At 41.4% G+C, this 11,748-nt stretch carries 12 protein-coding genes and 3 pseudogenes; 7 read left to right on the plus strand and 8 right to left on the minus strand.

All coding sequences use genetic code 11. The features are described 5' to 3' along the window. Both N773_RS22815 and N773_RS0117370 read left to right on the plus strand, forming a co-directional pair. Positions 1–281: pseudogene (locus tag N773_RS22815) on the plus strand (hypothetical protein); the annotation flags it as partial. Between the two features lie 39 nt (positions 282–320). Next, positions 321–1,253, plus strand: a complete 933-nt coding sequence (locus N773_RS0117370) for a site-specific integrase (RefSeq protein WP_024858707.1) — start codon at positions 321–323, stop codon at positions 1,251–1,253. A 214-nt stretch (positions 1,254–1,467) separates the two neighbouring features. Here the strand turns inward: N773_RS0117370 and N773_RS21505 are convergent, their stop codons facing one another. From N773_RS21505 to N773_RS21520, 7 genes are all read right to left on the minus strand, one after another. Beyond that, a complete protein-coding gene (locus N773_RS21505) occupies positions 1,468–1,908 on the minus strand; it encodes a hypothetical protein (RefSeq protein ID WP_024858942.1) in 441 nt (146 codons plus the stop codon). Beyond that, positions 1,871–3,025, minus strand: a complete 1,155-nt coding sequence (locus N773_RS20595) for an ATP-dependent DNA helicase (protein WP_196231676.1) — start codon at positions 3,023–3,025, stop codon at positions 1,871–1,873. Before N773_RS20595 ends, N773_RS21505 begins: the two co-directional genes overlap by 38 nt. 454 nt (positions 3,026–3,479) lie before the next feature. Next, the gene (locus tag N773_RS0117385; RefSeq protein WP_024858944.1) at positions 3,480–4,073 is read right to left on the minus strand and encodes a hypothetical protein; all 594 of its coding nucleotides are present in this window, start codon (positions 4,071–4,073) and stop codon (positions 3,480–3,482) included. Positions 4,074–4,754: 681 nt separating this feature from the next. Further along, positions 4,755–4,985, minus strand: a complete 231-nt coding sequence (locus tag N773_RS0117390) for a hypothetical protein (protein WP_024858945.1) — start codon at positions 4,983–4,985, stop codon at positions 4,755–4,757. A 595-nt stretch (positions 4,986–5,580) separates the two neighbouring features. Further along, entirely contained in the window at positions 5,581–6,201 is a 621-nt protein-coding gene (locus N773_RS21510) for a hypothetical protein (protein WP_196231677.1), read from the minus strand. A 166-nt stretch (positions 6,202–6,367) separates the two neighbouring features. Further along, a complete protein-coding gene (locus N773_RS21515; RefSeq protein WP_024858947.1) occupies positions 6,368–6,871 on the minus strand; it encodes a hypothetical protein in 504 nt (167 codons plus the stop codon). A gap of 274 nt (positions 6,872–7,145) precedes the next feature. Then, positions 7,146–7,400 (minus strand): hypothetical protein, encoded by a 255-nt coding sequence (locus tag N773_RS21520; protein WP_024858948.1) that lies wholly within the window; start codon positions 7,398–7,400, stop codon positions 7,146–7,148. A gap of 123 nt (positions 7,401–7,523) precedes the next feature. Here N773_RS21520 and N773_RS20605 point away from each other — a divergent pair. Further along, positions 7,524–7,753 (plus strand): annotated as a pseudogene (locus N773_RS20605) (DUF6809 family protein). An 86-nt stretch (positions 7,754–7,839) separates the two neighbouring features. Here the strand turns inward: N773_RS20605 and N773_RS22005 are convergent. Further along, entirely contained in the window at positions 7,840–8,160 is a 321-nt protein-coding gene (locus N773_RS22005; RefSeq protein WP_242840449.1) for a hypothetical protein, read from the minus strand. 291 nt (positions 8,161–8,451) lie between these two features. Here N773_RS22005 and N773_RS22375 point away from each other — a divergent pair, with 291 nt between their 5' ends. The 4 genes and pseudogenes from N773_RS22375 to N773_RS21530 all read left to right on the plus strand — a co-directional run bounded on the left by N773_RS22375 (position 8,452) and on the right by N773_RS21530 (position 11,258). Next, complete coding sequence (locus tag N773_RS22375) at positions 8,452–8,745, plus strand: hypothetical protein (RefSeq protein WP_155250944.1); 294 nt, start codon at positions 8,452–8,454, stop codon at positions 8,743–8,745. A 196-nt stretch (positions 8,746–8,941) separates the two neighbouring features. Then, positions 8,942–10,484, plus strand: a pseudogene (locus N773_RS23555) (type I restriction-modification system subunit M). Next, on the plus strand, positions 10,477–11,010 hold the full coding sequence (locus N773_RS21525) for a restriction endonuclease subunit S (protein ID WP_024858954.1): 534 nt from the start codon (positions 10,477–10,479) through the stop codon (positions 11,008–11,010). The pseudogene N773_RS23555 and the gene N773_RS21525 overlap by 8 nt, the downstream one beginning before the upstream one ends. Further along, a complete protein-coding gene (locus N773_RS21530) occupies positions 11,007–11,258 on the plus strand; it encodes a hypothetical protein (RefSeq protein WP_024858955.1) in 252 nt (83 codons plus the stop codon). The genes N773_RS21525 and N773_RS21530 overlap by 4 nt, the downstream gene beginning before the upstream one ends. Positions 11,259–11,748 lie beyond the last annotated feature (490 nt).

Consider the following 11,748-nt stretch of genomic DNA (forward strand, 5'->3'; position numbering starts at 1 on the left):
TTGGTAAAAATGGCGCAGGCAGTGCATTTGCGTGGCATACAAGACGAGTAAAACTGAATCATGATATTGTTGATTCCCACTTCGCCACATTGGAACTGAACTATCACCCGACTGTTAGAAAACATCTTATGAATGTAGCAACTCAGACAGCATTAACAGGAATGACAACAGATGGGTATTTTAGCGCACCATTATTTTTACCTTCGTTAAGAGAACAGAAGCAAATAAGCAGCTTTTTCAAACAGCTCCACACCCTTATCACCCTTCATCAGCGTAAGTAAAAATCGGCAAAATGCCGTTAAAAATAGGAGGAATTTTAAATGTTAGAAGCAATCACAAAGGAATCTCTTTTTCATGAGTATTATGCTCAGTGGATAAAAGTTTACAAGGAGGGTGCGATACGTCCTGTTACTATGAATAAGTATCGTATGACACTGGAATGGCTGAAAAAACTAATTCCAGACACTAAAATGTGTGATGTGAACAGAATAAATTATCAGCAGCTTTTAAATGATTATGCACAGACACATGAGCGTCAAACGACGATGGATTTTCATCATCAGATAAAGTGTGCCATACTTGATGCTGTTGACGAAGGTCTTATTTCTCGTGATCCTACCCGTAAGGCTATAATAAAAGGAAAACCTCCGAGAGATAAGAAAATCAAGTATCTTAATCAGTTTGAACTTCATACAATGCTTATAACGCTTAATCTTGGCTCAGATATTAACTGGGACTGGTTTATAATGCTTGTGGCTAAGACAGGAATGCGCTTTTCAGAAGCATTGGCACTTACGCCTAAAGATTTTGATTTTCCTCATCAGACTCTTTCAATCAATAAGACCTGGGATTATAAAAAGGGAACGGGATTTTTACCTACTAAGAATCGTTCTTCTGTACGTAAAATTCAACTTGACTGGCAGACAGTAATTCAGTTTACAGGGCTTATAAAGGGGCTTCCTGAAGATAAGCCGATTTTTGTTAAAGCTGGTCAGAAGGTTTATAATTCTACTGTGAATGACATATTAGAACGGCATTGTAAGAAAGCTGGTGTACCTGTTATTTCGGTTCATGGACTTAGGCATACTCATGCTTCTTTGCTACTATTTGCAGGAGTTTCTATAGCCAGTGTTGCACGTCGTCTTGGACATGCAAGTATGACTACAACGCAGAAAACATATCTTCATATTATTCAGGAATTGGAGAATAAGGATATTGACCTTGTTATGCGTTCACTCTCGGAATTGAGCTGAAAATTCAAATATCCATAAATTATAGTGAACGCAGTTAGTTTTTTGATTTTCAATAATACAAGCTTTGATTTTACCAAACTTGGCTCGCTTATAATCAATCAAAATAAAAATCTTTTATGCGTTCACTATAAAAAAATCAACCCCCACTGAATTTATGTGGGGGTTATTCATTAGTGTAAGATTATACAACACTTAGCACGTTTCATTTGTGTTCTCATAAATGTGATTTGATAATATTCATGGCTTCTGTAGAAAGATCCTTACTTTCATAAGTGGTTATCAGTTTACCAGGGAAGTGCTTGTTATACCATTTTTCTTTAAGCTCCCAGTGCGCCTTGTAATCAGGCAAATCAAGCCTGCCGACATGTTCCCAGTAATATTTTTCACCCTGAAATGTAACTGTAAAATCAGGCAGAAACATTGTACCGTCATTCGCATATAACGGCTCTTCATATACAAATGGTACATTTTCGGAAACAAGCATGTTTGCTATGATAACTTCCGATTTGGATCTTACAAAGTATTCTGATAAAGTAGCAAGTTTTCTTTCTTCTTTGTACCAATCACCGCTGTAAAGCAATTCATCAGGAAGAGGATCAAACTCAAATACAGAAGAATTAATCTTTCTGACTGCTGATTTTTCTACATGGCTCATAGTAGTAAGTGTGCTGATATCCTGTTGCAGAAAAAACCGTAACATGACGCTGTGCTCTTGTAAGTGCTGTATAGAGTAGTTCCATTGTCATAAGGTGACTTTCCTTATTAGGAATGATTATGTATACATAATCAAATTCAGAACCTTGTGATTTATGAACGCTGATTGCATATGCAAGTTCGAGGTTGTCTGTTACCTTTTGATCTGGAATCCAATATCCCTTATCATCCTTACCAAGAAACTTTCCGTATACATAGCTGTAACCAGCTCTTGTTTTTCCTGAAAAATTACACTGGAAATGCTGGATGTTTGTCATCCATGATATCTTTTTTGTTTCATATGCCATCGGAGATACAGTTGCGATTTCTCCGTTAAATACTTCTTGTCTTCCAGGTTTTCTTGCATTCCAGTCATAAACATAAGCCTTGTCAGATGCAGGTCTGTTTCTGATCTGAATAACTTTATCAAATAAACCGATACCATCTACATTAAGTCTTCTGCTCCAGTATCCGTTAAAGGTACTCTGCATAAAAGTATTGATTGACATTGTACCGTAGAACTCTCCACGATAAGGTGAGATAATCTGAAATCGTTCAGGTGCATCTTTGATTGCCTCTGACCAGAGTTCATGTAACTTTTTTTCTGTTTCTGCACTCTTTCCAGTCAGAATTTGCATATCGGTTATTAATCTGTCCTTAATTACTTTTTCGAGATCATCCTGTTCCTTCCAGAAATAAACACTCAGATCCTTATCAACATCCCCATTTGCGTTTTCCAAAATCTTTGTAAAGATTTCCTCTTTTTCTGACTTCAGCTTTGCAGCAGCATCTGAGTCATCGCCGTTTACCTGTTTTTCCTGAATAAAGACATTCGCAAGTTCAAGAATACCTGTACCATTGCCTTCAACTGTATTTACAAGTTGTCTTATGTTTTCGGTAAGAACACCGACACTGTCAGCATATTCTTCACTTTTTTTCAGCCATTCAATCGTTTCAGCAAAAACCTTTCCTCTGCCGATAGGCGGAAGTTGGTTAGGATCGCCAACTAAAATAAGTCTCTGTATACTATTCCAGTTTACAGCTCTTATAAGCGTTGCAAACAAATTCAGGTCAATCATAAAGGAGAAAGCATGCATCAAGAATGAGGTGTATAATTATAAATCGTGACTCATTTTGCCGCCGGTTCTCTTAAACGTCATGTTATATTTGTTAATCCATGCTCGTTGTCTTGGCAAGAAAAAGAGTGAATGGTAAGATGAATGGTTTCCCCAGTCTGAACTTTAATTCTCTCTGAAGCTATTATACCTGGTTGGACGCGCATCAACAGAAAACTTGTTGCTGCCCCGATGTACTCTTCGATATTATCTAAGAATAGCCTTTTAATGACTGTAAGTTTTTTTTTCCGGTGCCAGGCTGGCCAGCCTGACAATACACATTTGGCTTTTCTGAAAAATCTGCATGCATACTTTTTGCTATGGTGGATCAGGATGTGATCATATACTTTCAGCGGTTTTTTCTCATTATCAATGAGTAGCTTCGAACTATCATTTTTTCAGATTTTTCTTGAATTTTTCAATTGAGATAGGTATTTTGAAGTTCAGAATGAATGCTGCTCTGATCCGCCAGCTTCTGAAAGACATCTTCTGACGAGATTCTCTCATCTTCATATACGCTTCGAATATAAAGATACAGGTTTTTATCTTCATCGGTTCTCATGAACAGTCCGCCATTTAAGATAACTTTTTCTACACTAAAATTTTTAAGAGAATAAACATATCTTTTCCATTCAGGCAGTCGGTCAAGTCTTGCGTTTATTGAATTAAGTAGAGCTTCTGCCTTGCCAAATGAATGTGCTGGAATTCTGTGTAATTCGTCTACACATAATGCACGTAAACGTTCTGTGGATCCTGTATCAAGAATTTCATCCAGACCATATTCCGGTGAAGGAATAATGCCATTATCAATTTTATAAAAAGGAATAGAGTCGTCAGAATCATCGCCTACATACTGTTCAAAGATAATATATGGGTTTTCGACAAGTTCACTTACTGTAGCTGTGATAGATACATTTTCACGATCATCTGAAATGATTCCTCTTACTTGCTTTGTAGTAAGATCAAATCGTGGCAGTAAATGTAACAAGAGCTCTTTTTCAGCATCTTCCATTCATCTGAAACTGACGACGTACAATCTTTAAATCCTTGCTATTGTACTCATTCCTGAAATAATTTCTGTCTCACCATTAAGGAGCTCTTCCAGTTGCTTATAAAAAACTTTTCTTCCATTGTCATCTGTTATATCAAAGGAAAGGTTTGATGAGATCAGGTAATCCTAAACGCTTTCTAAGACAGAACCCATTCCCGGAAAAGGTCCTCGTGCTTTCCAAAAGTTCATTAAGAACAGAGAGTTGAGCCAGTCTTTTCTTTTTTTCCAATCCTCCAGTATCATCACCAATCTCGATTAAAACATCGATAGTTTCCAGGCAATTGATGAATTGACTTCAATTGCATCATCACTTTGTTTACTTCACGACTTCCATACTTAAAGGGGTTCTGTTTATCGGTTTTTATTACAAGTCGTTTCAGATTAACTCGTTGTTGTCGATATACTTCCAATATGGAATGCAGAATCCTTCTTCGGGATAATTTGAAGTAACAGGTTTCTGCCACGCAAATCCCACCGCCGTATTTCTGCTTTATTTCTTTCTGTAGTATTTTCATAGAAATGAAAAACCGTCTATTTTCTTTAATCTTGAAACACCTACGATAACGTTAGTTTTTCTTCTTCACCTTCTGAGAAAGGGATTAGCTATAGCCTGCATAATAGAAAACAAGAGATTTTTCTTCTTCAAAACTGTGAAAAAATAGTCCTGGGCGTTTTTAAAACGTTTTTCATAGTTATAGTGTTTGTGTACTTCCTGCTTCCGTAGAAAACGTCTTTTCTTATACATAGCTTCATAACACCATGTACAAGCAGTTGCTGGTGGAACGAGTCAGTTATAACAGCATCTGCATTTCCTTCTCCCCACCAGTCAGGTGGATCTACTTTTGTTTGTATTTGTTTCTTTACCGAAAGCATTGATGGCTTAATCCGCAAGCGATTTCACAAGGAAATTTTTCAGCTGACTCACCATTGTGAGAGCCTTTCAAAATTTAGATCCCTTTTTGTAGCGATTAGATCTCCAGGATATGAGATGAGCACCAACACAGTAAGGATTATTAACATGGATTATCACAAATATGGTCCATTCCATTCCTTTATTCATGCCAGGCTAGTCTAAAGACTCATATGCATTGTCATTACTTAATCCCCCTCTTATATCACCAAAATTGTTGAATATGGCACATGTACTATGCTTAGATTATAACATTATTTTACCAAAAAAATCAAGCGAAAGTATAAATTTCAAAAACTATCAGTTAATCTGTTCTTCAATTTGGATTTATTCTTAATGTAATATACTGCTTGATAAGATAAAAGCTCCATCCTTTAAAATAGATAGAGGCTTATTATCAGTATTCATAAATAGTTATTGTACATCAATAATTTTGGCTTTTATTACAGGGATAAAGTTAATCACTCCAACCCCGCCTTTGTCTTATCCTGCTCCTTGCTTTTACTCTGCTTCGGCTTCTTCGCTATCCTCATAGCATCACGTTTCAGCTTCGCCCTTTCAAAGTAACAGGTTCTTCTCACGTTTCGGTGCGTTCTTTTTTCGCTTCGATCGCTTTCTTGGTTCAGTTCCTCCGTAAGCGTTCTCAGCCTGTCTTCCTTCGTTTCCAGTTCTTCCGCATGTGGAAACGGTTCTGAGGCGATCTTTCTGAGCTTCGGAATAGTCGATCCTCAGCTGTGCAAGGTTGTCTTTTACACTTGCTATCCTGCCGTCAATATTGTACAGTGGCCGATTCAAGGCGGTTGAGGTTATGGGCAAAGCTTTCAATAAGCTTCGTGCTGTGAACGGTGGCACCCGTTTATCGTGGCAGACATGCCTTCCGCCCATCATTTCACTGTGTATCGTAACCGACAGGTCGAAGCCCTGAAAGCTACCGATCTTAACTGGTGTGTCGGCGTACTTTACAGAAAGTGCAGCACCCTCGAAAGCCTTTGCAGGCTTCCTTTTTATCCGTGTATTCCTTGTCACCGATAGTAATTTCTGAATACTGGTCCGCTTCGTCTCGGGATCGAACGTAAGCTTTCTAAGAGCTTCACGGTCGGTGTGAAGTCCGTCAAGCAGAGCGGTTATTTTCTCCTCTTTTTCAGGAAAAGCCTTTATCTTGTCTTCCATCTCGTACACCGTGTTGCGGTATTCGGCGGCAAGGACTTTTCAGTTCCTTTACATCATTGTCGAGCATCAGCTTTTCCTTGATACGTTTCGTCACCTGTACAGAGAGCTTTGATTTCTGAATAAGTCAGAGCCTGCTGGTCAACGTCCTCGCACTTGCGGGCTGGAGTTTTTGAAGTCATGATCTGACTGATAAACCGCTGCTTGTTTTCAAGAGTCTGAAAACTGTACGCATCAAACGTACCCTTGGTAACGTACCTGAAATATCTGAACATTCTTGTTTTCGTTGCCCTGTCTGATAATACGTCCGGCGCGTTGCTGCAGATCCGCCGGACGCCACGGTATGTCGATATCGTGGACAGCGATCAGCTTTTTTCTGGACGTTCGTACCGGTTCCCATCTTGGCGGTTGAGCCAAGCAGGATGCGGATGTCACCATTGCGTACTTTCTCGAAAAGCTCGGATTTCTGCTTCTCGTTCTTCGCATCGTGTATGTAGGCAATTTCGTCTGCCGGAATGCCACGTGCGATCAGCTTGTCACGTATGTCGTCGTACACGCAGAAGTCGCATTCTTCTTCCAGTGAATCAATTTCCGCCATTGACTTATTATCGTTTGCATCGTCGGTATCTTCGCCGGCGATTTCTGTTTCGGCGGGTGTTTTTATGCGGTACGCCGAGATCACAGAAAACTATCTGTGTAAGCCTGTCCGCAGCCGTTTCGGCATGTATTGCGTGCCACGTTTTTCCACACAGCGGTTAAGCTTTGTGGGAAAGGGTCGCTCTTCAAAAACGACGGGGTCGATAAGGCGCGGGTCGAGTCCGAGTTTGCGTCCGTCCGACGTGATCTTCAGCATGTTTGTCCCGGCTCGGATCAACGTTGCCGGCATTTATCTCATCGGCTCTGTCCGAAAGCTCCCTGTACAAGTTTCTGCTTGGAAAGGGTAGCTTCCACGTTGACTACATGATATTCACACTCCGCGGAACATCAAGTTTAAGTGTGTCAGCAGTGCGTATATCAGCGATCTGCTTGAACATCGACCATGAGCTCTGGCAGACCTGTGTAGTTCGCAATGCGTGTACGTTCCTTGAAGCCATTGCCCGCCAGGTTTCAGCTTCCCATTCCGTTTTCTGCTCGCCGAATACGGAAACCCAGTTGTCGAAGTGATGGCAGACCGTTTCTTCAGAAAGTCGTATTCGGAGATAACGCATCATCGTGTGCAGCTCCGTTATCGAGTTGCTCAGCCGGTGTGCCGTAAGCAACACCTTAGCAACGATTATTTGGTAATGTTGGACGGTTTGGTTTTTACAGCAATAAAACCGAAAGGACAGATACAAATGATTGATGCGATGTACAATTACAGACAGGGCGATATTCACTCCGCTGAGTTCTCGATGAGTTTAATAAGGCTCTGTATCCCTTTGAAGATTCGCTGAGTGAGGAGCAGATTGATGTGTTTCACAAGATTCTGGACTGTGTGAGCGAGACTGCTGCCGCTGAAATGAGAGCTGCCTACAAGGTCGGTTTCAAGGACGGTGCGACTATGATGCAGGAGATTCAGGACTGATACATTTACAGCATAAGGAAAGGGCTATGTCCTCCGTGACCGTGTACGGAAGGCATAGCCCTGATTTTTTCTTTTCAGATGCTTATTCAGTTTTCGTTTGCAAGGTTCACTATCTTCTTGCCCTGTTTCTCCGCATAGCGTATCGTGGCATAAGCTCCTCCGCTTTTATGCTGTATACAGCATACCACAAGGTCTGCTCTGTCGATCATACTGCGGTTGCGGACTTGGATAGCGGACTTGGGGTGTGCTATGGACGATTCAGCACACACCTCGACTTCATCGTAATAGTCAAGGTACTCCTTTTCGTTGTCACGGTACTCTGCTTTCATGTATGGCAGGACGAGTGTAAAATGGGTATTGCCGTAACCGTAATTGCGGATAGCTCGCTTAAATGGCAGCAGAAGCAAAGCAGGTCAAAATCGCCGTCCCGTCCGATCATGAAGTCAACATACTCCTTCTGCGTTTATCAGTCATGAAAGGAGCTTGTCAAGGCGGTTTTCTATCTCCGTTTCCACGCTCTATGTATCCATGCCCCAAAAAAGCAAACTGTGTAAATATTCATAGCAACTGCTCCTATTCACTTTTGTTTACCATATATTATACACCTAAATGTCCATATATTCAAGCCCACACGGATATTTATTTTATTGTCCGATAAGGTATATAATAATAGTAACCAATAAGAAAGGGGCGGTTTTATGGAAGTCGGCAAGAAACTGCACACAAACTTAGGGAAGATAAGAAAATGTCTATGTACCGCCTTACACAGCTCACAGGAGTGTCGGGACACCATATCAAGGGCATTGAAGAAGGCACACGGCCAGCCCACCATTGAAACGCTGAATCGTCTGGCAGTCGCTCTCGGTTCTTCACTTGCGGAGATGTTCAATGATGATACGGAATGCACCTATCTTACGGAGAAAGAACGGCACTTGATTGAGAATTTCCGCAGGCTGTCTGATGAAAAAGCAGATGCTCTGCTTGAAATATGAGCGATGTTCTGAATAAATAAGCGATGGCTACTGTAAAAGATGCAGTAGCCTTATTTTTTTGCCCATACTGGACTTATAAGTCCTCGGTGAAATATTTAGAAAAAAACGCCCGTCGAATCATTGACTATTTGTGCAGATTGTGCTATAATATAATGGATAATACCTTGCGTTATGTGAGGTTAGTTGGAGGTTTACAATGATTACCGGTGTCATTAAGAATAAGATAGATAAAATATGGACTGATATATGGGCTGGCGGTATCCACCAATCCGTTGACGGTCATTGAACAGCTCACTTATCTGATGTTTATACGCTCCCTCGATGAAAAAGAGCTTGAAAACGAAGAATTTGCCAATATGACGGGCGATACTGCCGATCTGATCTTTCCTCAGTCGGAGATCGGACAGGCTATGCGTTGGAGCAAGTTCAAGGATAAGGACGCTCGTGATATTTTCAGTATTATCTCGAAATATGCCTTTCCTGCGGTAAAGAAAAATGAAGTATGGCAAAGCTCCCTGATTTTGACGATAAGGGTGAGCTGATAGAAATTCCAGACCGTGAGGACGGTGAACAGGAACAGACAGCTTTCACTCGATACATGGATAGTGCCGTGTTCGTTATCCCTAATCCGCAGGTGTTGCAGAAAATCATCACGGGGCTTGACGATCTTTATGAGCATGATATAGCTGACCTCGATATGCAGGGTGATCTGTATGAGTATATGCTCGGTAAGCTCTCTACGGCAGGTCAAAACGGACAGTTCCGTACTCCGAAACATATCCGTGAGATGATGGTGGAGCTGGTTGCACCCACTCCCGACGATGTGATATGCGATCCTGCCTGCGGTACAGCCGGATTTCTTCGTTTCCGCAGCCGAATATATCCGTAAGCATTATGAGGATACCATGACCGATGAGCAATGGGCTGACTTTGCTACAAAGACCTTTACGGGCTATGATACTGACCAGACGATGCTCCGTATCTCGGCTATGAACCTGATGCTCCATTCTATCACCAATCCCGATATTGACTATAAGGACAGCGTTTCAAAGCAGAAACAGCGTCAGCGGCAAATACACCGTCTGCCTTGCAAATCCGCCGTTCAAGGGTTCTGTTTGATGCGGAGAGTATCAACGACAACCTGAAAGCTGTCACAAACACGAAAAAAGACGGAACTGCTGTTCCTTGCACTGTTCCTGCGTCTGCTGCAAAAGGGCGGCAGATGTGCTTGTATCGTGCCTGACGGTGTGCTGTTTGGTTCGAGCAAGGCGCACAAGTCTATCCGCAAGGAACTGATCGAAAATCATCAGCTCAAAGCCGTTATTTCCATGCCCAGCGGTGTTTTCAAGCCCTATGCAGGCGTTTCCACGGCGGTGCTGGTGTTCGTCAAGACCGATGCAGGCGGCACGGATAACGTGTGGTTCTATGATATGAGGGCGGACGGTTTCTCCCTTGATGACAAGCGCTCGGAGATAGCTGAAAACGATATTCCCGATATTATCGCCCGATTCCACAACCCTGACGGTGAGCGTGACAGGGAGCGCACAGAGCAGAGCTTTTTTGTGCCAAAGCTGGAGATCGTGGACAACGACTATGACCTGTCTATCAACAAGTACAAGAAAACCGAATATGTGGCGGTGGAATATCCTCCGACAAGCGAGATCATGGCAGACCTTGACGGGCTTTACAAAGAGCTTGGCGGTGTGCTGTCGGAGTTGGGAGGATTGCTGAATGAGTAAAATCCAATTAAAAGATATTTGTTGCTTTTCTAAAGGCAGTCAAATCAATGGTGATGAACTTATTGATAATGGTGAATATGATTATCTAAATGGAGGTATAAACCCCTCTGGTAAATGGAGTGATTTCAATGTATCAGGCGGCACTATTACAATAAGTGAAGGTGGTAATTCATGTGGATATGTGAATTATATGCCAGCCCCATTTTGGTGTGGTGCGCATTGTTACTATCTTTATGATTTAAGGTGTGAAGTGAAGTATCTATATTATGCCTTGAAAAGCCAACAAGATAGAATAATGAAACTTCGCTCAGGAGCTTGTATGCCTAATATCAAAAAAAGTGATATAGGTAGTTTTACTTTTGAATATACCGAGGATACAAGTGTTCAACACATAATAGTCTCTAACCTCGACAAAGTAACCCACACAATAGACCTCTGCAACGCTATCCTTGAAAAGCTTGATCTGCTTGTCAAATCACGGTCTGTCGGGCGGTTGCTGTTGACCTCTGAGGAGGTGGCAGCATGAAGAAGTATGTGACACTCGGAGAGGTCTGCACTAAGGGCAGTTCAAGTATAGCACAAAAGGACATAGAGCAGAATAATGGCTCTTATGGTATCTACGGCGCAAGTGGGTATATCAAAGATGTTGACTTTTATCATCAGGATAAGCCCTATATTGCTGTGGTTAAGGACGGTGCAGGAATAGGAAGAACAATGCTCCTGCCTGAAAAAACCTCTATTATTGGCCACGATGCAGTATCTTATTCCAAATGATGATGTTTGCGTGGAATATCTATACTATGGCGGTTACATATATGAACCTTGCTAAGTATTTTTCAGGCGCTACCAATTCCCCATATCTACTTTAAGGACTACCAAAAAGAGAAACTGCCACTTCTAACGATAGAGGAACAGCGCAAAATAGCCGATAATTTACGCAAAATTGATAGGCTGATTGAGCTATGTAGCGGTATCTTGCAAAAACTTGATGTACTTGTCAAGTCACGGTTTGTGGAGATGTTTGGCGGTATCACTGAAAGACGTAAACTTGAAGAGTACGCTGATCTGATTACCAAAGGTGCTTCACCCAAAATGGCAAGGAATAGATTATGCTGAGGAAGGAACTTTATTTGTTACAAGTGAGAATGTTCGTGAGGGATATTTGGATTTTACCAAAAAGAAATATCTGCAAATGATATCAACAAAATTTACCTCGTTCTGTTCTAAAGCGAAACGATATATTGATTAACATCGTAAACGCTTC

Origin of the sequence: Ruminococcus albus AD2013 (assembly GCF_000526775.1) — a bacterium.
In the GTDB taxonomy this organism is placed as follows: Bacteria; Bacillota; Clostridia; order Oscillospirales; family Ruminococcaceae; genus Hominimerdicola; species Hominimerdicola alba_A.